The sequence below is a fragment of the Streptomyces sp. NPDC018947 genome, assembly GCF_044390505.1.
GTDB lineage: Bacteria > Actinomycetota > Actinomycetes > Streptomycetales > Streptomycetaceae > Streptomyces.
Map to the genome: position 1 here is coordinate 354,055 of NZ_JBIRZD010000003.1, position 21,514 is coordinate 375,568.

Here is a 21,514-nt window from a genome sequence, read left to right on the forward strand (position 1 = left end):
GAGGATCCCGATGTCTCACCTCCGCGCCCCCGCCGCGCGAGCAGACCGCCGTGAGGGCGGGCGGCACGGCCGGCCGGCCTCCCGTACCGTTCCCGCGCTGCCCGGGGCCCGCTTACGGTCCAGGCTCCTGCGCCTCGCCGTGCTGCCGCCCGCCGCGGTCGCCCTCGGAGCCTGCGCGGCCGTGCTGTTCACCGTCCGCACCACCGGCGCCCGGCCCGGCCCCGCCCTGTGGGGCGTGCTCGCCGGTGCGGCATCGGTGGCCCTGGCGGCCGTGGTCGTCGCCGCCGTCGCCGCCCGCCGTGCCGCGCGGTCCGTGGACGAAGGCGTCGCCGTCCTGCGCCAGGGCGTCACCCGCGGCGAGCGGGAACTGCGCGCCGTCGTCGAGGCGTTGCGCCGCGGCGAGAGTCCGGCCCGGCGCCCCCGGGCGGGCGGGCCGCCGGACGGCGCCGACGGCTTCGACCTGCTCGCCGCCGACCTGTCCCGCGCCCACGACGGCGCCGTCACCGCCGTCGTCCGGGCCGCCCAGCTCTCCAGCCGGACCGGCAGCGAACAGAAACTGGAGGTCTTCCTCACCCTCGCCCGGCGCCTGCAGTCCCTGGTGCACCGCGAGATCTCCGTCCTGGACGAGCTGGAGAACGAGATCGAGGACCCCGACCTGCTCAAGGGCCTCTTCCACGTCGACCACCTCGCCACCCGCATCCGCCGCCACGCCGAGAACCTCGCCGTGCTCGGCGGCGCCGTCTCCCGGAGGCAGTGGAGCAACCCGGTCGACATGACCGAGGTGCTGCGCTCCGCCGTCGCCGAGGTCGAGCAGTACTCGCGGGTCCGGCTCGTCCCCCCGGTCGAGGGCACCCTGCGCGGCCACGCCGTCGCCGACGTCGTCCACCTGGTGGCCGAACTCGTGGAGAACGCCACCCTGTTCTCCGCCCCGCACACCCAGGTGCTGATGCGCGCGGACCTCGTCACCTCGGGGCTCGCCGTCGAGATCGAGGACCGCGGACTCGGCATGCCCGTCGCCGAGCAGAGCCGGATGAACACCCTGCTCGCCGACCCCGACCAGGTCAACGTCGCCCGCCTCCTCGCGGACGGACGCATCGGTCTGTACGTGGTCTCCCAGCTCGCCAGGCGGCACGGCATCACCGTGCGCCTGCAGAGCAACATCTACGGCGGTGTCCAGGCCGTGATGGTCCTTCCGCAGGCCCTGTTGGGCACGGCGCCGGAGCTGCCCGCGGGCGAGGACCGGACGCGAGGGGCCGCGGAGGCCGACCCGGCGCCCGCGCAGGCCCCGCCGCCGGGACCGCACGCCGCCCCGCTGCCGCCCGCCCCGGCCACCGGGACGCCGGCGCCCGCCGTACCCGGCCCCCGCACCCGGCCGACGGCCGACGGGACCGGGACGTCCCTCGCGGCGCCGGGCGCGGAACCCGCACCGCTCCCCGTGCGACGCGCCCCCGAGGACCGGCCCGCCCCGGTCGCCGCCGCCCCCGGCACCCCGCCCGGCGACCGCGGCACCCTCGCCGAGCACGCAGAGACGCCGCCCGTCACGGGGCACGGCGCCGTGCGCGGCACCATGGACGGACCCCGGCTGCCCCGCCGCCGCGCCCGTGAGCACCTCGCGCCCCCGCTGCGCGGCGGTCCCGCACCGCGCCGGGAGACCGGCCCCGGCCGACTCACCGGGCCCGACCCCGGGCTGATGGCGGCCTTCCGGCGCGGCATCCGCCTCGCGGAGGCCCGGCAGCACGGGGAACAGGCCGCACCACCCCCGGAGACGGGGCAACAGCCCACGGAGCCGGGCGACATGGGGCTCGTCCCCGGCGCGTACCCCGAGCCTCGCCGCCCGCCCGCGCTCCACTCCGAGGGCGCCGCCCCGCACGACGGGAGCGCCCGGCCGGACGACCGCTCCTGGGCCCCGCTCCCGCACCACCCCTAGCGCTCCCGCCCCCCGTACCCCGAGGAGTCGATCCACCATGGCGAGCGACGCGCCGACCGGACACGTGTCCGACCTCGACTGGCTGATGAGCGGCCTCGTCCAGCGCGTGCCGCACACGCGCAGCGCGGTGCTCCTGTCCCGCGACGGACTGGTGAGGTCCGTGCACGGCCTCGACGTCGACAGCGCCGACCACATGGCGGCCCTGGCCTCCGGGCTGTACTCCCTCGGCCGCAGCGCCGGAGCCCGCTTCGGCGACGGCGGGGACGTGCGCCAGGTCGTCGTCGAACTCGACTCCTGCCTGCTCTTCGTCGCCACCGCCGGCTCCGGCACCTGCCTCGCCGTGCTGGCCGGCCGCGAGGCCGACGCGGCCGTCCTCGGCTACGAGATGGCGATGCTGGTCAAGAGCGTCCGTCCCTTCCTCGTGACCCCGCCCCGGCGGCACGCCGTCGAACCCCCGGCGACGAGGCCTTGACCGTGGCCGCGGCCGGCGACGGGCCCTGGCTCGACGACGCGGCAGGGCGGCTGGTGCGCCCCTTCACCGTGAGCAACGGCCGTACCCGTCCCACCGTGGCGCTCGACCTGCTGTCCCAGGTGAGGGCCACGGGGGCGACCCCCCTCGGCCATCTGGGGCCCGAGCACGCGCGGGCGCTCGACCTGTGCCGCGGGCCCCTCCCGGTCGCCGAGCTCGCCGCTCGGCTGAGGCTTCCGCCGGCGGTCACCAAGGTACTGCTGGCGGACCTCGTCGACTGCGGCGCGCTGACCATCGAACCCCCCGCCGCGTTCCGTCACGACCCCACGGACCGGGCCCTTCTGGAGGCAGTGCTCGACGGCCTACGACGACAGCTCTGACCACGGCGGCCACGCCGAGCCGTTCCCCACGGCGCTGGAGATCCTCGTCGCGGGCGGGTTCGGGGTCGGCAAGACGACCTTCGTCGGCGCGATCAACGAGTTCGACGGCGCCCACCGCTACGGCACCGAGGAGGTGCGCTCGGCCATGGACCTCCGCCCCGGGGCCCCGGTCGTGCCCTGCGACGCCCGGATCGCCGGCTCCGGCGCGCGGACCCTGCTCACCCTCGTCCACCACCTCGTCGCCCGCACTCCCGCCCCCGCCACGGGCGCCCCGCCACCGGAACCGCACACGACGCACGTCCCCCGCTACGGAGCCGCTCATGAGCTACGAACCGACCCGCCCGGCCGGACGCCTGCTCCCCACCCCCGGGGCCCCAGAGGCCCCCCGCCCGGACGCGTCGGCTGCGCCTGCTCGGTCCGGCCCGGCGCCCGGACCCGGCCCTCGACGCCTTCACCGCCCACCTCGCCGGGCTCGCCGACGCGCCGTACGCGATGGTCAACCTCCCCGACGAGGAGGGCAGTTCTTCGCCGGCCTGCACGTCCCCGAGGTGCCGCCGCCGACGTACGGCCCCGGGCCTGGGGGACGACGGGCCTGGAGACCATCAAGGCGTCGGCCGCGGACCTCGTACGGCGCATCGAGCGAAGCGCGCGGGACGGGCTCCCGCTGTGAGACCGCAGGCCCCGCCGGCCAGGCCGCGAGCGGCCCCGCGCGGGGCGTGAAGGAAAGCTGCGGCCGGGCTTAAGAAACGCTCGATGGACCCGGGGCGGTGGCGTACGGCAGATTGCTGTCCGATTCCCCTCATATCCCCGGACGTGGGCCGCCTCGGCATGCCCTGCGCCGGGATCTCACCCCGTCAGGAGCCGAAGCGTTGAAGGCGCTGGTCAAGGAGAAGGCGGAGCCCGGGCTGTGGCTCGCGGACGTCCCGGAGCCGGTCATCGGACCCGGTGACGTGCTCATCAAGGTGCTGCGCACCGGCATCTGCGGCACCGACCTGCACATCCGGGCCTGGGACGGCTGGGCGCAGCAGGCCATCCGCACCCCGCTCGTCGTCGGCCACGAGTTCGTCGGCGAGGTCGTCGACACCGGGCGGGACGTCACCGACATCAAGACCGGCGACCGGGTCAGCGGCGAGGGGCACCTGGTGTGCGGCAAGTGCCGCAACTGCCTGGCCGGACGGCGCCACCTGTGCCGCGCCACGGTCGGCCTCGGGGTCGGCCGGGACGGGGCGTTCGCCGAGTACGTCGCCCTGCCCGCCACCAACGTCTGGGTGCACCGGGTCCCCGTCGACCTCGACGTCGCCGCGATCTTCGACCCGTTCGGCAACGCCGTGCACACCGCCCTGTCCTTCCCCCTGGTCGGCGAGGACGTCCTCATCACCGGTGCCGGACCGATCGGCCTGATGGCCGCCGCCGTCGCCCGGCACGCGGGCGCCCGCAACGTCGTGATCACCGACGTGAGCGAGGAACGACTCGACCTGGCGCGCAAGGTCGGTGTGAGCCTCGCCCTCAACGTGGCCGAGGCGACCATCGCCGACGGACAGCGCGAACTGGGTCTGCGCGAGGGCTTCGACATCGGCCTGGAGATGTCCGGCCGCCCCGAGGCGATGCGCGACATGATCGCCAACATGACGCACGGCGGCCGGATCGCCATGCTCGGCCTGCCCGCCGAGGAGTTCCCGGTCGACTGGGCCCGGATCGTCACCTCGATGATCACCGTCAAGGGCATCTACGGCCGCGAGATGTTCGAGACCTGGTACGCCATGTCGGTGCTGCTGGAGGGCGGCCTCGACCTCGCCCCGGTGATCACCGGGCGCTACTCCCACCGCGACTTCGAGGCCGCGTTCGCCGACGCGGCCAGCGGCAAGGGCGGCAAGGTCATCCTCGACTGGACCGCGTAAGTCATCTGCTTTTCCTAGGAGCTTCAGACATGTTCGACTCCGTGCGCGACGACCTGCGCGCCACCCTCGACGAGATCCGCGCCGCCGGCCTGCACAAGCCCGAGCGCGTGATCGGCACCCCGCAGTCCGCCACCGTCGGCGTCACCTCGGGCGGCCGCCCCGGCGAGGTCCTCAACTTCTGCGCCAACAACTACCTCGGCCTCGCCGACCACCCGGAGGTCGTCGCCGCCGCCCACGAGGCGCTGGACCGCTGGGGCTACGGCATGGCCTCCGTGCGCTTCATCTGCGGTACCCAGGAGGTCCACAAGGAGCTGGAGGCCCGGCTGTCGTCCTTCCTCGGGCAGGAGGACACGATCCTCTACTCCTCCTGCTTCGACGCCAACGGCGGTGTCTTCGAGACCCTGCTCGGCCCCGAGGACGCGGTGATCTCCGACGCCCTGAACCACGCCTCGATCATCGACGGCATCCGCCTGAGCAAGGCCGCGCGCTTCCGCTACGCCAACCGCGACATGGCCGACCTGGAGACGCAGCTCAAGGCCGCGGGCGACGCCCGCCGCAAGCTGATCGTCACCGACGGCGTCTTCTCCATGGACGGCTACGTCGCCCCGCTCGCCGAGATCTGCGATCTGGCCGAGCGCTACGACGCCATGGTCATGGTCGACGACTCGCACGCCGTCGGCTTCGTCGGCCCCGGCGGCCGCGGCACCCCCGAGCTGCACGGCGTCATGGACCGCGTCGACATCGTCACCGGCACGCTCGGCAAGGCCCTCGGCGGCGCCTCCGGCGGCTACGTCGCCGCCCGCGCCGAGATCGTCGCCCTGCTGCGCCAGCGGTCCCGGCCGTACCTCTTCTCCAACACCCTCGCCCCGGTGATCGCCGCCGCCTCCCTCAAGGTGCTCGACCTGCTGGAGTCGGCCGACGACCTCCGGGTCCGGCTCGCCGAGAACACCGCCCTGTTCCGCCGCCGGATGACCGAGGAGGGCTTCGACATCCTCCCCGGCGACCACGCCATCGCCCCGGTGATGATCGGCGACGCTGCCAGGGCGGGCAGGATGGCCGAGCTGCTCCTGGAGCGCGGGGTGTACGTGATCGGCTTCTCCTACCCGGTCGTCCCGCAGGGCCAGGCCCGCATCCGCGTGCAGCTCTCCGCCGCCCACTCCACCGAGGACGTCGACCGCGCGGTGGACGCCTTCGTGGCGGCCCGCGAGGAGCTGGACGCCTGACGCGGGTCGGCCTCACCCGTCCGACCTGAGACAATCGATGCCGTGATCGAAGCGCGGCGGCTGCACATCCTCCGAGCGGTGGCGGACCACCGCACCGTGACGGCGGCCGCCGCCGCGCTCTACCTCACGCCGTCGGCCGTCTCCCAGCAGCTCACCGCCCTGGAGCAGGAGACCGGCCACCGCCTCGTCGACCGCGGCGCCAAGGGCGTACGGCTGACCCCGGCCGGCGAGATCCTGCTCAGCCACACCAACGCCGTCCTCGCCCAGCTCGAGAAGGCCGAGGCCGAGCTGGCCGCGTACAGCTCGGGCGCGGCCGGCACGGTCACGGTCGCCTCGTTCGCCACCGGCATCACCCTGGTCGTCGCGCCGGCGCTGGCCCGCCTCGCGGAGTCGGCGCCGGGCATACGCATCCGCGTCCAGGACGCCGAGGGCGACGCCAGCCTGCCGATGGTGCTGGACCGGCAGGTGGACGTGGCGGTCGCCGTCGAGTACCGCGGGGCGCCGTCCGCCGACGACCCGCGGCTGACCCACGTCCCGCTGTACGCCGAGCCGTTCGACGCGGTCGTCCCGGTCACCCACCGGCTCGCCGACGTGGCGGAGGTGCCGCTCGCGGAGCTGGCCAAGGACCCGTGGATCGGCCCCTACCCCGGCAACCCCTGCCACGACGTGGTGGTCCTGGCCTGCGAGAACGCCGGGTTCCAGCCGCGCCTGGAGCACTCCTCCGACGACTTCCGCGCGGTGGTGTCGCTGGCCGCCGCCGACGTCGGCGTGGCACTGGTGCCGCGCTCGGCCCTGCTCGGCATGGACGTGACCGGTGTGGTCGTCCGCCCGGTCGACGGCGTCGCGCCGACCCGCCGGGTCTTCGCGGCCGTACGGCGGGGAACCGAGGGACACCCCTTGATCCGGCCGGTGCTGGACGCGCTGCAGTCGGCCGCCGAGCGGTAGACGCGGCATGCCGTCCCTGATGTGGGATAGCATCCCGAATATGAAACAGCCCGAGGTGGAGCACGCGCCCGGCGCCGAGCCGGACCCCGTCGACGTCCGGCTCGGAGCCCGGCTGGCCGAGCTGCGCGCCGAGCACGGCTGGTCGCTGGGCGAGCTGGCCGAGCGGAGCGGCGTGAGCCGGTCCACGTTGTCCCGGGCCGAGCGGGCGGAGACCAGCCCCACGGCCTCCGTCCTCAACCGCCTGTGCGCGGTGTACGGACGGACCATGTCCCGGCTGCTCAGCGAGGTCGAGGCGGAGCCCGCGCTGCTGGTGCGGTCCGCCGACCAGCCGCTGTGGGAGGACCGCGCCGCCGGATTCACCCGCAGGTCGGTGTCCCCGCCGCACGCGGGACTGCGCGGCGAACTCGTCGAGGGACGCCTCACCCCCGGCGCCGACATCGCCTACGACCGCCCGCCCGTGCCCGGCCTCGAACAGCACATCTGGGTCCTGGAAGGCGCGCTGGAGGTGACGGCCCAGGACGTCGTCCACGACCTCGGCACCGGCGACTGCCTGCGGCTGCGGGTGTGGGGGCCGACCCGGTTCCGGTGCGCCGGCCCGGCGGACGCCCGCTACGCGCTGGCGGTGGTGCTGCCGTGATCCTCAGCCGCGTCGACGGGAGCCGGCTGACCGCGCTCGCGGGGGAACTGGCCGGCCTGCTGACCGACACCGTGGACGGCGGGGCCTCGGTCGGATTCCTGGCGCCCCTCGGCCGCGAGGAGGCCGCCGACTGGTGGCGGGGACGGGCCGGGGCCGTGGCCGCCGGGCACCTCGCCGTGTGGGTGGCGCACGACGGGGACCGGGTGAGCGGGACCGTGAGCCTCGCCCTGCCCGACAAGCCCAACAGCCGCCACCGGGCCGAGCTGGTGAAACTCATGGTCGCCCGCCGCGCCCGCGGACAGGGGCTCGGCCGGCGGCTGCTGGCCGTCGCCGAGGACGCCGCCGCCCGCGCCGGGATCACCCTGCTGCACCTGGACACCGAGACCGGCAGCCCCGCCGAACACCTGTACCGCACCGCCGGATGGACGCGGGCCGGGACCATCCCCGACTACGCGGCGAGCCCGGACGGGGCGCTGCGGCCGACGACGCTGTACTACAAGCGGCTCGGCCTCCCGGCCACCGCCGGGTGATTGTCAGTGGCGGCGGCTACGGTGCCTGACATGCCGGACGCCGAAGACGTACGCCGTATCGCCCTGTCCCTGCCGGACACCACGGAGAAGATCGCCTGGAGCATGCCCACGTTCCGGGTCGCGGGCAAGATGTTCGCCACGCTGCCCGAGGACGAGACCTCCATCGCCGTGCGCTGCCCCAAGGAGGAGCGCGACGAACTGGTGCTGGCGGAGCCGGAGAAGTTCTGGATCGCCTCCCACGAGGCACAGTTCGCCTGGGTGAGGGTCCGCCTCGCCGCCCTCGACGGCGAGGAGGAGCTGCGCGACATCCTCGCCGACTCCTGGCGCCAGGCAGCCCCTCCGCGTCTTCTGGAGGCGCACCCCCGCCTGGGGCTGCCGGCCGGGGGCTGAAATTTCCTGGGGCGTTGTCAGTGCCCCGTGGCATGATCCGCACACACGTCGCAGCCGGGGCCGGAGGGGGGCTCCGGCTGTCGGCGGGACCGGGAGCCGTCGTGCGCGGGGGGTTCGACGACGACCGGTGAACTGCTGTATACACCGCGGTGGTTCGACGGGGGGCGGGGGAACGACGGGGTTCTGTCAGGGAGCACAGGGCCGGTGGGGGCCGGCCGGGAGGGGAGCGCGCGCGATGGCCGGGACGTCAGCACAGCCCACACGGGAGGGGCCGGTCCGGAGGAAGACGGAACGCCCCGTCTGGTCACGGGACTTCGCCCTGTTCTTCGCCGCCAGGGCCGTCGCCAGGCTCGGCGACACCATGCTGCCCGTCGCGCTCGCCGCCGGCCTGCTCCAGCACGGGTACGGGGCGGGTGCCGTCGGTCTCGCCATGGCCGCGACGGCGGCGGCCTTCGCCGGGCTCGTCGTCTTCGGCGGGGTCATCGCCGACCGCTTCAGCACCCGCAAGCTGATGATCGGCGCCGACCTGGTGCGTCTGGCCGCCCAGGCACTGACCGCCGTGCTCTTCTTCTCCGGCCACGTGGTCCTCTGGGAGATCTGCGCGATCGGCTTCGTCAACGGCGTCGCGGGCGCCGTGTTCCAGCCCGGCGTCGCCAGCACCGTGCCCCGGCTCGCCTCCGACATCCAGGGCGCCAACGGGGCCATACGCGTCGCCGAGTCCGCCGCCCAGCTCGCCGGCCCCGCCGTGGCCGGCCTGCTGGTCGGCTTCGCCTCGCCCGGCGGCGTCTTCGCCGCCCACGCCGCCACCTACGCGGTCAGCGCCCTGTGCCTGCTGCTGCTCCGGCTGCCCCCGCTCCCGCCCCGTGCGCGGGAGCACACCGCGGGCCGCGCCGGCAAGGCCTTCCGGGCCGATCTCGCCGAGGGCTGGCGGGAGTTCAGAGCCCGCACCTGGCTGTGGGGCGTCATCGCCGTCTGGTGCGTCTACATGATCGCCGTGTGGGGCCCGACCGTCCCGCTGGTGGCGACCGAGGTCGTGCAGCAGCACGGCGCCCGCGCCTACGGCCTGGTCAACTCCGCCCTGGGCGCCGGCACCGTCGTCGGCGGACTCCTCGCGCTGCGGCTGCGCCCGCGCCGCATGCTCCGCGCGGGCGCCATCGCCCTCTTCGGCTTCGCCGCGTTCCCGGCGACCGTCGGCGCCGGTCTCGACGTACCGGTGATGGCCGCGGGAGCCGCCGTCGCCGGGGCCGGGATGTCCTTCTGGGGCGTCATGTGGGCGACCAGCGTGCAGACCCAGGTCCCGCCCGACGTCCTCAACCGCATCCACGCCTACGACGTCGCGGGCTCCCTGGCCATGATGCCCGTCGGCCAGGCCCTCGCGGGCCCCGCCGCCTCCGTTCTCGGCGCCGGACAGGTCCTGCTCGTCGCCGGCGCCATGAGCCTCGTGGTCTGCTTCGCCCTGCTCGCGATACCCGCCGTGCGCGGCCTGGTGCGCGCCGACGCCACGGCGGCGGGCTCGGCCCGCACCGCGCCGGCGGGGGAGCGGGCCGGGGCACGCAGGAGCTGAGCCGTGACCGCCCCGCGCCCGACCTACTGCGCCACGGGCGCCAGGAAGCCCCCGATCCGCTCGCGCAGGGACCCGGCGTCCAGCCCGTGCGCGGCCACGTGCTCCTCGATCCGGCCGTAGCGGCGCAGCTCGCGGCGGTTCACGCCGAGGCCCAGCACGCGGTGGGGCACGTCGGACAGCGCGTCGCCCGCGGCCGCCGTCGAGGTGCCCGCCAGATACGGCTCGACCAGGACGACATCCGTGCCGGCGGACCGTGTCGCCCGCCGCAGCGCGTCCGTGTCGAAGGGGCGGACGGTCGTGGCGTACAGCACGGTCACGTCGAGGCCCTCGGTGGCGGCGAGCACGGCGTCGAGCATCGGCCCGACTGCGACGACGACCCCCGAGCGGCCCTCGCGGACGGGCAGGAACCGCTGCCCGTCGACCGGCTGCCCGGCGGCGTTGGCCTGCACGGACAGCCGCACGTACACCTTGTCGTCCCCGGCGGCCACCGCGTGCCGCAGCAGCGCCTCCGCCTCGTCCGGGTGCCCGGGCACGTGCACGGTCCAGCCGTCGAGGGTGTCCAGCAGCGCCACGTCGCCGGGCGCCATGTGGGTGTATCCGCCGGCGGGCCAGTCGAAGGAGGCGGCGGCGCTGACCAGGACCGCTCCGGCGTCCTGGTGGCCGAGGTCCAGCTTGAGCTGCTCGAAGGGCCGCTCCACGAGGAAGCTCGCGAAGGTGTGCACGACGGGCCGCATCCCGGTCAGGGCCAGCCCGGCCCCCGCCCCGACGAGCAGTTGCTCCCGGATGCCGACGTTGACGACGCGGTCGGGGTGGCGTCGCCGTGCCTCGGCGAAGCCGTCCACGCCGATCTCGGCGAGGACCACGGCGAGGCGCGGGTCCTCGTCGAGCAGCCGGGTGACGACGGGAGCGAAACGGTCCCGCATGGTGTCCATGGGACATGTCCTTCCGTGGTGGTGCGGGCGGATGTGGGGTGCTCGGAGCGGGGTCAGGCGGACTTGGCCTCCACCCGGGCCACGACCGCGTGCGGGCGCCCCGGGTGCGGTGCGGTGAACGCGCCGAACAGGGCCTCGTGGTCGCGTCCGTCCACGGTGACCACCGACCAGCCCGCGGCCTCGAAGCGGTCGGCGATGCCCCCGGGCCGGGCATGGCTCGCGGAGGCGTTGTCGACGACCACGGTGTGCAGCCGCTCCAGCGCGGCGGGCCCCGCGAAGGCGATCGCCTCGTGGTTGCTGCCCTCGTCCAGTTCCGCGTCGCCGATCAGCGTCCACACCCGGGCGTCGTCGATGCCCTGGGCGCGCAGCCCCAGCGCGGTGCCCACCGCGATCGGCAGGCCGTGCCCCAGGGAGCCGCTGCCGATCTCCACGCCGGGCACGAGCGTGCGGTCGGGATGGTGCCCGAGGGGCGAGTCGTAGGAGCCGAAGCCGGACAGCAGGTCCTCCGGCAGGAAGCCCTTGGCGGCCAGCACCGCGTAGTACGCCATGGGCCCGTGGCCCTTGGACAGCAGGAAGCGGTCCCGTCCGGGGTCGTCCATTCGCTCCGGGGTCACCCGCAGCACCCGGTCGTAGAGCACCCACAGCACGTCCAGGGTGGACGTCGCCGCGGGGCCGTGCTTCTCGTCGCCGGTCATCAGGGACATCAGTCCGGGCAGGTCGGCGTAGGTGTACGCCCGCCCGCGCTGTTCGGTGGGGGTCATGCGGACGAGCGTGCAACCTCGACCGCGCTTCAGGTCAAGCGCCGTCCGCCCGGCGGCGCCGGCCCCGAAAAGCGGTGCGCGACCACCGGCCCGAGTGCGGTATGGTTTTCCTGCGCGTTCGACCAGGGGAAACCCCAGGTCACACGGGCAACGGGACGTGGCGCAGCTTGGTAGCGCACTTGACTGGGGGTCAAGGGGTCGCAGGTTCAAATCCTGTCGTCCCGACAGAGCGAAGGGTCTTCGCGGGCGAGAGCCCGCGGGGCCCTTTTGTCGTCCCCGGCGCCGTCGCCCCCAGGGGGACGGAGGCACGGAGAAGGGCCCCGCGGACCGGTGTCCGCCGGGCCCTCACGTATCGCCGGAGCCGTCAGATCACGCAGCCCACATGCGCCAGAGCCTGCTTCAGCAGCACCCCGTGCCCGCCCGGCATCTCGCTCTGCACCGCCTCGGACAGCGCCTCCCGAGGGCTGAACCAGACCAGGTCCAACGCGTCCTGCCGGGGCCGGCAGTCACCGGTCACGGGCACGACGTAGGCGAGGGACACCGCGTGCTGCCGGGGGTCGTGGTACGGCGTGACACCGTGCGTCGGGAAGTACTCGGCCACCGTGAACGGCTGGAGCGAGGACGGAACCCGGGGCAGCGCCACCGGGCCGAGGTCCTTCTCCAGGTGCCGCAGCAGAGCGTCGCGGACCCGCTCGTGGTGCAGCACCCGGCCGGAGACCAGGGTCCGGCTGACCGTTCCGTCGGGCCCGATCCGCAGCAGCAGACCCACGCTGGTGACTTCGCCGCTGTCGTCGACACGTACGGGCACGGCCTCGACGTACAGGATCGGCATGCGGGCGCGTGCCATCTCGAGCTCGTCGGTCGTCAGCCAGCCCGGCGTGGTTTCGGTCATGTCAGACATCGCTTGATCATACTTTCGGCGTCTCGTGCTTGCTGGGCGCCGCTCCGGGACTGTGACGGTCCCCACGCCGCTCAGCTCGCGTTCCGGTCAGTCGTCGGGCAGCCGGTAGACCCGGCGTGCGTTGTCGCGGCCGGCCCACCGCGCGATGCGCAGCGCGTCCGGCAGGGCCAGTTCGTCGGCGTCCACCCGCTCCTGCAGCAGCCCCGCCAGTCCCTGCCGGAAGGACAGCGCCCCCAGGTGGTGGAACTCGGCCACCCCGTAGGCGTCGGAGCTGTACAGCAGCTTGCGGAAGGGCGTGATCTCCAGTGCCTCCGCCAGGACCGCCCCCGCCCGGGCGGGGCCCACGTGGTGCAGGGTGAGACCCACGTCGAGGTACACCCGCTCGAACACCGCCGACAGATACGCGGCCTGCCGCTGGAAGGGCCAGCAGTGCAGCAGCAGCACCGGGACCGTCCCGGCGATCAGGTGCAGCCAGTCGGTCAGGCGGGCGGGGTCCGCGCGGTGCACGCGGATGTCGCTGTCGCCGAACCCCGTGTGCAGTTGCAGCGGCAGCCCGAGGTCGACGGCGGTCCACAGCAGGTGCCGTACGAGGACCGGGTCGTCGAGCCGGCCGCCGCGCGTCAGCCAGCGCCGGGCCGCCCGCGTCACCTCCTCGGCCGGCGGGCGGGCCGGGTCCAGGTCGAAACCGGTGCGGTAGGCGGCCACCGACTTCACGCCGACCACGCCCGGCCGCCGCACCGCCTCCCAGGCGGCCGTGCGGAACGCCTCCGCGTACGCGTCCGGCTCCACGCCCCCGGCCGCCACCGCCTCCGCGACGCCCTCCAGCCGGACGATCTCGTAGGCCACCGCGCCCGCCGCCCGCGCCAGCAGGGCCGGCGTGGTCACGCGGTGCGGGGCGTACCCGGTGTCCACGCAGAACACACCCGTGCCCGCGGCGCGCAGGAAGCGCCGGTTCACCTCGGCGGCGCCCAGCTCGGACCGGCGGGCCAGGTACGCGTCGGGCGGCGCGTGGCGCGGCAGGTCCAGCAGGGGTGCGCAGTGCCGGCGGACGGCGAGCCCCACGGGGCTGTCGAACGTCGAGACGCCGGGCCACGTCTCGCCCTCGGTGAGGAGGGACTCGAAGCCCGCCCGGTCCAGGTCGCCGGTCACGGCCCCGTGGCAGTGGTGGTCCACCAGGTCCAGGGCGGCGAGGGTCTCGTGGACGGGGCCCGCGGCCAACTCAGTACCTCCAGCGGTAGGCCGCCGCGACCTGGTCGTCGTCCAGCCCCTCGACCGCCTCGGCCTCCCCGCGCCGCACGGCGGTCACCGCGTCGGCCAGCACCGGCCCGAGCGCGCCGTGCAACACCGCGTCCGCGCCGAACGCCTCGACCGACTCCGCGAGCGAGCGGGGCAGCCGGCGCACGCCCCTGGCGGCGGCGTCGGCCGGGTCCAGCCGTGCCGGGTCGCCGGTGATCTCCTCGGGCAGCCGCGCGGACGACGCGAGCCCGTGCAGCCCGGCGGCGATCGTGCAGGCGAGGGCGAGGTACGGATTGGCCGCCAGGTCGACCGGCTTGACCTCCAGGTTCGCCGCCCGGTCGTGTGTCCCGGCTGTGCCGGTGACCACCCGCAGGGCCGCCTCGCGGGTCTCCCGGCCCCACGCGGTGAACACCCCGGCCCACTGGGAGGGCTTCAGCCGCAGATGGCTGGCCGGGCTCGGCGCGGTCACCGCCGTGAGCCCGGGCAGATGGGCGAGGATCCCGGCGACCAGCGACTCCGCCTCGGCCGTCATGCCGTACCGGCCCGCGCCGCCCGCGTGCAGGTTCCTCCCGTCCCGCCAGGCGGACAGGTGCAGGTGGCCACCGCTGCCGACGCCCCGCGCCGACACCGCGGGGGAGAAGGAGACCCGCAGCCCGTGCCGCTGGGCGACGGCCCGGATCGTCTGGCGCACCAGCACGCTGCGGTCGGCCGCCGCGACAGGGTCGCACGCCTCCACCGACACCTCGAACTGCCCGGCCGCGTACTCGGGATGGAACTGCTCCACGTCCACCCCCTGCGCCGCCAGGGCCGCCAGCAGATCGGCGGCGCAGTCGCTCAGCTCCACCTGCCGGATCGCGCCGTACGCCGGACCGGCCACCGCCGGTACGAACGCGTCGTCGGGCGCGTCGCCCCGGCCCAGGACCCATTCGATCTCGACGGCGGCGCGGAAGGACACACCGTGCCGTTCGGCGGCCTCCCGCACCGTCCGGCGCAGCACCGTCCGCGAGCACGCAGGGTGCGGCTCGCCCTCCTGCGTGATCCGGTCCACCGGCGCCCACGCCCAGCCGGGCTGCGCCGCGAGGACGGTCAGCCGGTCGAGGTCGGGATAGAGACGCAGATCGCCGTCGGGGGAGCCGAGGACGTCCGTCGAGACGATCGCGTCGTTGGCGAGGAACGTGTCGAACACCGGCGACATGCCGACGCCCCAGGCCGCGGCCGAGGCGAGCTTCGCGGTGGGGACGGTCTTCACCCTGCCGATCCCGGCGGTGTCGACGTACGCCAGCACGACGCCGTGCACGCCCTGCCCGGTCAGCTCCCCGCTCAGCGAGGCGGCCCGCCCGACATCGCCGGGGCGTCCGCCGGGGACGGGGTCGGCGAGAGTGGTCATGCGTCCTCCCTCACGGGACGGGGTGCGGCGCGGGCGGGACGGTGCCGTCGGGTGCCGCGGCGGCGCCGGCCGCGGTGGTGGCCCGCGGCGTCGATCCGCCCGCCGGAATGCCGCTGCCGCTCACGTCACGCCCCCTTCGCGCGTCGCCGCCCGTCGCCGACCATTGTGCCGTCCCGTGATCAGGCTGTCCGGGGATTCGCCGAGGAGCGCGCACGGCGAAGCCCCGCGCCCGGGGACGCGGGGGGTGCCTGCCGCGGGGCGCGGTCAGTCGAACTGGCTGGGCGGGGACGGGGTCCCGCCCGCCAGTACGGTCTTCAGCCGCGCGGTGCCCTGCTGCGCCCCGCGCTGCACGGAGTCGGACGCGCCGCCGTCCGGGCCGCCGCCCGTCACCGTGACGGCGTCGTCGCCGACGCGCACCACCGCGACGTCCAGGGTGAGCGTGGTGGGGGCGCCGTCGGCGGTGCCCTGCACCGTCACCTCCAGGCCCTGGCGGGCGTCGCCCACGTCGGGCACCGAGGTCTCGATCACCTGGACCGTGCGCTTGCCGCCCGAGGAGTCGGTCGCGGTGAACTCGTCGCAGGTCTGGGGCAGCGCGGCCAGCCACTTCATGGAGTCGTCCAGTTGCGCGTGGTCGTAGGCGGCGACCTGCTCCATCAGCCGGGAGTCGCCCTGTTCGAAGCCGGTGAGCGCCGACGCGCCGGACGGCTTGCCCAGCAGGCCGTCGGAGTAGAGCCCGTCGAGCAGCTTCTGGCAGTCGTCGGCGTCGGTCTTGGCGTCGAGGAAGCCGGCCACGTCGACCTTGCCGGCGAGCAGTTGGTCGTGCCACTTGTCGGCGTCGCTCACCTGGTTCCAGTCGTCCTCCACGTCGGCCTCCGTGATCAGGGCGGCCTTCGCGCCGGACTCGGTGAGAGCGGCGGGGGAGGAGGAGCCGGAAGGGCTCGTGGAGCCGGTCGGGGAGCCGCTGGGGGACGTGGTCGGTGCCTGCTGCGCCGCGGCCCGGGCGGCCTCCTCGGCCGCGGTGTCCGAGGCGGCGCCCGAGGACTCACCGCCGTCCGCGCAGGCCGCCGTGGTCAGCAGCGCGCCGGCCGCGAGGGCGGAGGCGAGGAGACGGGCGGGGTGGGACGGACGACGGCTCATCGCGGATGCCTCCTGGGAACGTGTACGTGGCCCTGGTGGGCGGTGTCCTCAGGGCACCACCGCGACGGTGGGGCCACCAGCGGCACGGGGCCGTCCGGGTGACCCGCGGGGGGCCGCGCCCACCGCGGGGAGACGGTGAAGTACGGCGTCCCGCAAGGGGGTTCGGGCGTTGGACGGGACCCGGCCGTTCAGCCGGCGTGGTCCTGGGCGTCCCGCGCCACGTCCTTGTCCACGGCCGCGCGTACCAGGGCCGCGGCGAGGACGGCCGGTTCCGTGTCGCCGGCGAGGTCGAGCAGCCGGCCGGCCTCCGCGGGAAGGCCGAGGCGCCGCGCGCCCTGGAGGGCCTTGCGGTCGAGGCAGGGGGCCGCCTCGGGCCAGACCCGCTGGGCCTCGCGGAGGAAGATGTCGGCGCCGGCCGGGCCCACGCCGGGGAACTCCTGGAGCAGCCGGCGCAGTTCGGACACGTCGCCGTCCGCCTCCCGGCGCAGCCGGCGCAGGTCCCCGCCCCAGCGCGCGTTCAGCAGTTCGGCGCCGTCGCCGAGCCGGGTGGCGGTGCGCTCGTCGTAGCGCCGGTAGCCGCCCCGGCCCAGCGCGTCCACCCGCTCCTGCCAGTCGGCCTCCGCCATGCGGCGCGGGTCGCCGAGTCCGGCCTCGTCGAGGGCGCGGGCGGTCGCCACCGCGATCGAGGCGCGGATCCGGGCACTGAGCAGATGGGCGAGGACCAGCAGGCGGTACAGCGGCTGCGGGGTGTCCTTCAGCCGGATCCCCGCCTCCTCGGCGTACGTCCGTCCGTGCGCGGCCACCAGCTCGCGCACGACGCGGCGCTCGTCGTCCGTGCTCACGGCTTCACCGGGTCGTGGCCGATCGTCATGAGCCGGTGCCTGAGGCGGGTGTCCTCGGCCCGGGGCTCGTTCTCCAGGTCGGTCTGCGAGGTCACGGTGTCCACGACCTCGCGCATCGCCCGCAGGTCGTCCTCCGTGAGATCCGTGCGCCGCTTCTGCAGGATGGCGAGGACGTGCCGGCCGAGGGGCGGTCCCGCGTCGTCGGGCAACGGCTCGGTCAGCTCGCCGGAGTCCCGTACCCGGAGCCACTCCGAGAGCTCCGCGGAGGTCATGTTCACCACGCGGTGGAAGTCCTCCCACAGCGCGTCGAGTTCGAGGGCGTCGGCCATGGTGCCCCTCTTCCGTGGTGCGTAGGTGCGTCGGTGGGGCGCGGGTGCCCCCGGGGACTCCCGCGCAAACGCCCCCGGCCGCTCAGCGGGCGAGCACCCCGTCCAGGAAGCGGGTGACGTCCGCGAACACCTCCTCCTTGTCCGTCTCGTTGAAGACCTCGTGCCGGGCGCCCGGGCGGATCCGCACGGTGAGGTCCCCGCCGCCGAGCCGCTCCACGCCGGGGCGGCTGCCGGGCAGCGGCACCAGCCGGTCGTCGTCGCCGTGCACCCACAGCAGCGGCAGCGGTCCCGCGTCGCCGCTCTTCTCCACGGTCTCGAGGGTCCGTACGAAGGCCTCCACCGTGGGCCGCTTCATCGGGCCGTGCCACACCAGCGGGTCGGCCGCGTACGCCGCTCCGACCGCCGGATCGCGGGAGAGCGAGGACGGGCTGATCGGGGTGTCGGGGATCTCCTCCAGGGCCATGAGCCGGCGCGGCAGCTCCCAGTCGCCGATGACCGGCCCGGACAGCACCAGCGCGGTCAGCCGGCCGGGGTGGCGCTGCGCGTAGCGGGAGGCGATCAGGCCGCCCATCGAGTGGCCGATCATGACGACGGGCAGGCCCGGGTGGGCGGCGCGGGCGAGTTCCGCCACGGCGTCGACGTCGGTGACCACGTCCTCGAAGTCCTCGATCAGCACCCGCTCGCCGTCCGACCGGCCGTGCCCCATGTGGTCGGGGCCGAAGACGGCCGCGCCGTGGGCCGTGAGGACGCCGGCCACCTCCTCGTAGCGGCCGACGTGCTCTCCGTACCCGTGGACCAGCAGCGCCACGTACCGGGGCCGCTCGGCGGGCCACTCGCGGACGGAGATCCGCCCCCGCGTTCCGGTCAGGACGTGCTCGCGGGCCTCGGACATGTCTCCTCCTCGCCTCGGGGAAGGTCACCCGGAGGGATCTTCCCAGGGAGGCGTCCGGCGGTCTATAGTCCAAAACTAGCAGCGCTAATTAAGGCTGCGTACCCGCAGAAGAAGGCTCGCGGAGGCGGCCCGGCGGCACACCGCCGCGCGGCCACCGAGCGACGACGGTCAGGAGTCACCTCGTGCGTCCCGTCCACTTCGCGGCCGCCCGCCGCACGCCGATCGGCAAGCTCCGCGGCGCCCTGTCCACCGTGCGCCCCGACGACCTCGCCGCCACCGTGATCCGCGGCCTGGTCGACGGCGTTCCCGCGCTCGACCCCGCGCGCATCGACGACGTGTACTGGGGCGCCGCCAACCAGGCCGGCGAGGACAACCGCAACGTCGCCCGCATGGCCGCCCTGCTCGCGGGGCTGCCGGAGTCCGTGCCCGGCGCCACGGTGAACCGGCTGTGCGCCTCCGGCCTCGAGGCCGTCACCGCCGCCGCCCGCACCATCGCCGCCGGTGAGGCGGACGTCGTGCTCGCGGGCGGCTCGGAGTCGATGAGCCGCGCCCCCTTCGTGCTGCCCCGCCCCGACGAGGCCCTGCCGCACCGCATCGAGACCGCCGACACCCGGCTCGGCTGGCGCCTGGTCAACCCGGCGATGAAGGAACTGCACGGCCTGCTGGCCATGGGCGAGACGGCGGAGGAGGTCGCCGAGCGCCACGGCATCACGCGCGAGCGCCAGGACGAGTTCGCCCTGCGCAGCCACCGCCTGGCCGCCGAGGCCCGCAAGAACGGCCACTTCGACGACGAACTGCTGCCCGTAGAGCGGCCCGACGGCGTGGTCGTCGACGCCGACGAGTGCGTCCGCGAGGACACCTCCGTCGAGAAGCTGGCCAAGCTCAAGCCGGTCTTCCGCGCCGGCGGCACGGTGACCGCGGGCAACGCGTCCCCGATGAACGACGGCGCCGCCGCTCTCCTGCTGGTCAGCGAGGAGGCCCTGGACGACCTGGGCCTGGAGTCGCTCGGCCGCTATGTCGCGGGCGCCTCGGCCGGCGTCCACCCGGACGTCATGGGCATCGGCCCGGTCCCCGCCACGCGCAAGGTCCTCGCCCGCGCCGGCTGGAGCGTCGACGACCTCGCGGAGGCCGAGTTCAACGAGGCGTTCGCCGCCCAGGCCCTCGCCTGCGTCGACCAACTCGGCATCGACCCGGCGCTGGTCAACCCGACGGGAGGCGCGATCGCGCTGGGCCATCCCCTCGGCTGCTCCGGCGCCCGCATCCTCACCACCCTGCTCCACCGCATGCGCCGCACCAATGGAGGGCGCGGGCTGGCCACCATGTGCGTCGGCGTGGGGCAGGGCAGCGCGGTGCTCGTCGAGCGGTGACGAGCGGAGGAGGGCGGGAGCCGTCGCGGTGCCGGTCGTGGACGCGCGGCGCCGGTCGCGGACGCCGGCCCGCGGGACCGTCCGGCGGGCTGTCGGTGATCATCTGCCGGGACGGTCCTTACCGCGCCGGCGGGTGCGCATAGCATCGGTGCCCGCATGGACACCATCACTCTCTCGCACCTCACCGGCTGGCAATTCGCCGCCCTGGCCTTCGCCGCCCTCCTCGTCGGCTTCTCCAAGACCGCCGTGAGCGGCGCCAACACGGTCAGCCTCGCCGTCTTCGCGGCGGTCCTGCCGGCCCGCGCCTCCACCGGCGTACTGCTGCCCGTCCTGATCGCCGGAGACGTCCTGGCCGTCCTCACCTACCGGCGGCACGCGCACTGGCCGACCCTGTGGCGGCTGTTCCCGGCGGTCGGCGTCGGCGTGGTCGTGGGCACCGTGTTCCTGGTGTGGGCGGACGACGCGATCGTACGGACGTCGATCGGCGCGATCCTGCTGTTCATGTCCGCGGTGACGGTGTGGCGCCGGCGCCGGGCGGACGCGCCCGAGCCGCCGGACGGCGCCGGCGCGAGCGCCGGGACCGCGACCCGCGCCGGGCGGGTGAAGGCCCGTTCGTACGGTGTGCTCGGCGGCTTCACCACCATGGTCGCCAACGCCGGCGGCCCGGTGATGTCGCTGTACCTGCTCTCCGCGGGTTTCCGCAAGCTCGGCTTCCTGGGCACCTCCGCCTTCTTCTTCCTGATCGTCAACGTCTCCAAGCTGCCCTTCAGCGCCGGACTCGGGCTGATCGACGGACACTCGCTGATCCTCGACGCGGTGCTCGTGGTGTTCGTGGTGCCGGGGGCGTTCCTCGGCACATGGGCCGTGAACCGGATCAACCAGCGGCTGTTCGAGCGACTGGTCATCGCGGCGACCGTGGTGGGGGGCCTCCAACTGCTGCTGACCTGACGGACCGTACTCTCGACGCCATGCCCCGTCCCCGCCCCCACGTGCTGATCCTCGGCGGCACCACCGAGGCCCGCCGCCTGGCCGCCGACCTGGCGGCCCGGCCCGGCATCCGTGTCACCACCTCGCTCGCGGGACGCGTGACCCGGCCGGGGGCCGTCGCGGGGGAGGTCCGCACCGGCGGCTTCGGCGGCCCCGAGGGGCTGGCCGCCTGGCTGCGCGAGCACCGCGTGACCGCCCTGGTCGACGCGACCCACCCCTTCGCCGGGACCATCACCGCGAACGCGGCCCGCGCCGCGACGGTCACCGGCACCCCCGTGGTGGTCCTGCGCCGCCCGGGCTGGAGCCCCGGCCCCGGCGACCGGTGGCACCCGGCCGCGTCCCTCGCCGAGGCGGCCGAAATGCTGCCCGCTCTCGGCCGCCGGGTCCTCCTGACCACGGGACGTCTGGGCCTGGCGGCCTTCGCCCACCTGGACGGGATCCACTTCGTCGCCCGTTCGGTGGAGCCGCCCGAGCCGCCCCTCCCGCCGGACACGCGCGTGCTCCTGGCGCGCGGCCCGTTCACGGTGGCCGACGAGACGTCCCTCCTGCGCGAGCACCGCGTGGACGTCCTGGTCACCAAGGACAGCGGGGGAGCGGCCACCGCGGCGAAACTCACGGCGGCCCGGGACCTCGCCCTGCCCGTGGTGATGGTGCGCAGGCCCCCGCTCCCGGCGGGGGTCGGCGCGGTGCCCGACGTGCCCGCGGTGCTTCGTCGGCTGGGACTCGGCGGGCCGTGACCGGAGCGCGGCACCTGCGGGCCGCGCCTGCCTGCGCCCGGCG

At 75.1% G+C, this 21,514-nt stretch carries 22 protein-coding genes, 1 tRNA gene and 1 pseudogene; 15 read left to right on the forward strand and 9 right to left on the reverse strand.

Translation table 11 applies throughout. The features are described 5' to 3' along the window. Positions 1–10 precede the first annotated feature (10 nt). From ACH499_RS09640 to ACH499_RS09690, 11 genes and pseudogenes are all read left to right on the forward strand, one after another. Positions 11–1,927 carry an ATP-binding protein gene (locus ACH499_RS09640; protein WP_399014544.1) on the forward strand — a complete coding sequence of 639 codons (1,917 nt, stop codon included), beginning with the start codon at positions 11–13 and terminating at the stop codon, positions 1,925–1,927. Positions 1,928–1,964: 37 nt separating this feature from the next. Continuing rightward, a complete protein-coding gene (locus tag ACH499_RS09645; RefSeq protein WP_356201022.1) occupies positions 1,965–2,399 on the forward strand; it encodes a roadblock/LC7 domain-containing protein in 435 nt (144 codons plus the stop codon). Positions 2,400–2,401: 2 nt separating this feature from the next. After that, positions 2,402–2,776: a DUF742 domain-containing protein gene (locus ACH499_RS09650; protein ID WP_356201228.1), complete on the forward strand. Its 375-nt coding sequence runs from the start codon at positions 2,402–2,404 to the stop codon at positions 2,774–2,776. 34 nt (positions 2,777–2,810) lie between these two features. Next, a pseudogene (locus ACH499_RS09655) lies at positions 2,811–3,044 on the forward strand (hypothetical protein); the annotation flags it as partial. A gap of 601 nt (positions 3,045–3,645) precedes the next feature. Then, positions 3,646–4,674: an L-threonine 3-dehydrogenase gene (gene tdh, locus ACH499_RS09660; protein ID WP_356201020.1), complete on the forward strand. Its 1,029-nt coding sequence runs from the start codon at positions 3,646–3,648 to the stop codon at positions 4,672–4,674. Between the two features lie 29 nt (positions 4,675–4,703). Continuing rightward, positions 4,704–5,897 (forward strand): glycine C-acetyltransferase, encoded by a 1,194-nt coding sequence (locus ACH499_RS09665; RefSeq protein WP_356201018.1) that lies wholly within the window; start codon positions 4,704–4,706, stop codon positions 5,895–5,897. 42 nt (positions 5,898–5,939) lie between these two features. Continuing rightward, positions 5,940–6,842 carry a LysR family transcriptional regulator gene (locus ACH499_RS09670; protein WP_356201016.1) on the forward strand — a complete coding sequence of 301 codons (903 nt, stop codon included), beginning with the start codon at positions 5,940–5,942 and terminating at the stop codon, positions 6,840–6,842. Between the two features lie 40 nt (positions 6,843–6,882). Beyond that, positions 6,883–7,479, forward strand: a complete 597-nt coding sequence (locus tag ACH499_RS09675) for a helix-turn-helix domain-containing protein (RefSeq protein WP_399014547.1) — start codon at positions 6,883–6,885, stop codon at positions 7,477–7,479. Further along, complete coding sequence (locus ACH499_RS09680; protein ID WP_399014549.1) at positions 7,476–8,009, forward strand: GNAT family N-acetyltransferase; 534 nt, start codon at positions 7,476–7,478, stop codon at positions 8,007–8,009. Before ACH499_RS09675 ends, ACH499_RS09680 begins: the two co-directional genes overlap by 4 nt. A 30-nt stretch (positions 8,010–8,039) precedes the next feature. Further along, positions 8,040–8,399: an MmcQ/YjbR family DNA-binding protein gene (locus tag ACH499_RS09685; RefSeq protein WP_356201012.1), complete on the forward strand. Its 360-nt coding sequence runs from the start codon at positions 8,040–8,042 to the stop codon at positions 8,397–8,399. 235 nt (positions 8,400–8,634) lie between these two features. Next, positions 8,635–9,963 (forward strand): MFS transporter, encoded by a 1,329-nt coding sequence (locus ACH499_RS09690; RefSeq protein ID WP_399014551.1) that lies wholly within the window; start codon positions 8,635–8,637, stop codon positions 9,961–9,963. Positions 9,964–9,986: 23 nt separating this feature from the next. On the opposite strand, the gene ACH499_RS09695 is transcribed toward ACH499_RS09690, so the two are convergent. Further along, positions 9,987–10,895, reverse strand: a complete 909-nt coding sequence (locus ACH499_RS09695) for a transketolase (protein WP_356201008.1) — start codon at positions 10,893–10,895, stop codon at positions 9,987–9,989. Positions 10,896–10,948: 53 nt separating this feature from the next. Then, positions 10,949–11,656 carry a transketolase gene (locus ACH499_RS09700; protein ID WP_356201007.1) on the reverse strand — a complete coding sequence of 236 codons (708 nt, stop codon included), beginning with the start codon at positions 11,654–11,656 and terminating at the stop codon, positions 10,949–10,951. Positions 11,657–11,807: 151 nt separating this feature from the next. Between ACH499_RS09700 and ACH499_RS09705 the strand changes: the two genes are divergently transcribed. Continuing rightward, positions 11,808–11,881 (forward strand) — tRNA-Pro (locus ACH499_RS09705). Between the two features lie 139 nt (positions 11,882–12,020). On the opposite strand, the gene ACH499_RS09710 is transcribed toward ACH499_RS09705, so the two are convergent. The 7 genes from ACH499_RS09710 to ACH499_RS09740 form a co-directional block, all read right to left on the reverse strand. Further along, positions 12,021–12,548 (reverse strand): NUDIX hydrolase family protein, encoded by a 528-nt coding sequence (locus ACH499_RS09710; RefSeq protein ID WP_356201226.1) that lies wholly within the window; start codon positions 12,546–12,548, stop codon positions 12,021–12,023. Between the two features lie 96 nt (positions 12,549–12,644). Then, on the reverse strand, positions 12,645–13,775 hold the full coding sequence (locus ACH499_RS09715) for an amidohydrolase family protein (RefSeq protein WP_399014554.1): 1,131 nt from the start codon (positions 13,773–13,775) through the stop codon (positions 12,645–12,647). Between the two features lies 1 nt (position 13,776). Next, a complete protein-coding gene (locus tag ACH499_RS09720; protein WP_399014556.1) occupies positions 13,777–15,180 on the reverse strand; it encodes a glutamine synthetase in 1,404 nt (467 codons plus the stop codon). Positions 15,181–15,444: 264 nt separating this feature from the next. Then, on the reverse strand, positions 15,445–16,317 hold the full coding sequence (locus ACH499_RS09725; RefSeq protein WP_399014558.1) for a hypothetical protein: 873 nt from the start codon (positions 16,315–16,317) through the stop codon (positions 15,445–15,447). 188 nt (positions 16,318–16,505) lie between these two features. Continuing rightward, on the reverse strand, positions 16,506–17,159 hold the full coding sequence (locus ACH499_RS09730; RefSeq protein WP_399014560.1) for an endonuclease: 654 nt from the start codon (positions 17,157–17,159) through the stop codon (positions 16,506–16,508). Then, positions 17,156–17,488: a DUF3140 domain-containing protein gene (locus ACH499_RS09735; RefSeq protein WP_399014562.1), complete on the reverse strand. Its 333-nt coding sequence runs from the start codon at positions 17,486–17,488 to the stop codon at positions 17,156–17,158. Before ACH499_RS09735 ends, ACH499_RS09730 begins: the two co-directional genes overlap by 4 nt. Positions 17,489–17,570: 82 nt before the next feature. After that, positions 17,571–18,380, reverse strand: coding sequence for a lysophospholipase (locus ACH499_RS09740; protein ID WP_399014563.1), 810 nt, complete (start codon positions 18,378–18,380; stop codon positions 17,571–17,573). A 182-nt stretch (positions 18,381–18,562) separates the two neighbouring features. Between ACH499_RS09740 and ACH499_RS09745 the strand changes: the two genes are divergently transcribed. From ACH499_RS09745 to ACH499_RS09755, 3 genes are all read left to right on the forward strand, one after another. Continuing rightward, a complete protein-coding gene (locus tag ACH499_RS09745) occupies positions 18,563–19,747 on the forward strand; it encodes a thiolase family protein (protein ID WP_399014565.1) in 1,185 nt (394 codons plus the stop codon). Between the two features lie 156 nt (positions 19,748–19,903). Further along, positions 19,904–20,695 (forward strand): sulfite exporter TauE/SafE family protein, encoded by a 792-nt coding sequence (locus tag ACH499_RS09750; protein ID WP_356200996.1) that lies wholly within the window; start codon positions 19,904–19,906, stop codon positions 20,693–20,695. A gap of 20 nt (positions 20,696–20,715) precedes the next feature. After that, positions 20,716–21,471 (forward strand): cobalt-precorrin-6A reductase, encoded by a 756-nt coding sequence (locus ACH499_RS09755; protein WP_399014567.1) that lies wholly within the window; start codon positions 20,716–20,718, stop codon positions 21,469–21,471. The last annotated feature ends 43 nt before the right edge of the window (positions 21,472–21,514 follow it).

Excerpts from the sequence above, each read along its gene's own strand:
- ACH499_RS09640 (WP_399014544.1), top strand. The coding sequence starts at position 11 with ATGTCTCACCTCCGCGCCCCCGCCGCGCGAGCAGACCGCCGTGAGGGC.
- ACH499_RS09645 (WP_356201022.1), top strand. The coding sequence starts at position 1,965 with ATGGCGAGCGACGCGCCGACCGGACACGTGTCCGACCTCGACTGGCTG.
- ACH499_RS09685 (WP_356201012.1), top strand. The coding sequence starts at position 8,040 with ATGCCGGACGCCGAAGACGTACGCCGTATCGCCCTGTCCCTGCCGGAC.
- ACH499_RS09725 (WP_399014558.1), bottom strand. The coding sequence starts at position 16,317 with ATGAGCCGTCGTCCGTCCCACCCCGCCCGTCTCCTCGCCTCCGCCCTC.
- ACH499_RS09740 (WP_399014563.1), bottom strand. The coding sequence starts at position 18,380 with ATGTCCGAGGCCCGCGAGCACGTCCTGACCGGAACGCGGGGGCGGATC.
- ACH499_RS09675 (WP_399014547.1), top strand. The coding sequence starts at position 6,883 with ATGAAACAGCCCGAGGTGGAGCACGCGCCCGGCGCCGAGCCGGACCCC.
- ACH499_RS09735 (WP_399014562.1), bottom strand. The coding sequence starts at position 17,488 with ATGGCCGACGCCCTCGAACTCGACGCGCTGTGGGAGGACTTCCACCGC.
- ACH499_RS09700 (WP_356201007.1), bottom strand. The coding sequence starts at position 11,656 with ATGACCCCCACCGAACAGCGCGGGCGGGCGTACACCTACGCCGACCTG.
- ACH499_RS09695 (WP_356201008.1), bottom strand. The coding sequence starts at position 10,895 with ATGGACACCATGCGGGACCGTTTCGCTCCCGTCGTCACCCGGCTGCTC.
- ACH499_RS09755 (WP_399014567.1), top strand. The coding sequence starts at position 20,716 with ATGCCCCGTCCCCGCCCCCACGTGCTGATCCTCGGCGGCACCACCGAG.
- ACH499_RS09665 (WP_356201018.1), top strand. The coding sequence starts at position 4,704 with ATGTTCGACTCCGTGCGCGACGACCTGCGCGCCACCCTCGACGAGATC.
- ACH499_RS09690 (WP_399014551.1), top strand. The coding sequence starts at position 8,635 with ATGGCCGGGACGTCAGCACAGCCCACACGGGAGGGGCCGGTCCGGAGG.
- ACH499_RS09710 (WP_356201226.1), bottom strand. The coding sequence starts at position 12,548 with ATGACCGAAACCACGCCGGGCTGGCTGACGACCGACGAGCTCGAGATG.
- ACH499_RS09750 (WP_356200996.1), top strand. The coding sequence starts at position 19,904 with ATGGACACCATCACTCTCTCGCACCTCACCGGCTGGCAATTCGCCGCC.
- ACH499_RS09720 (WP_399014556.1), bottom strand. The coding sequence starts at position 15,180 with ATGACCACTCTCGCCGACCCCGTCCCCGGCGGACGCCCCGGCGATGTC.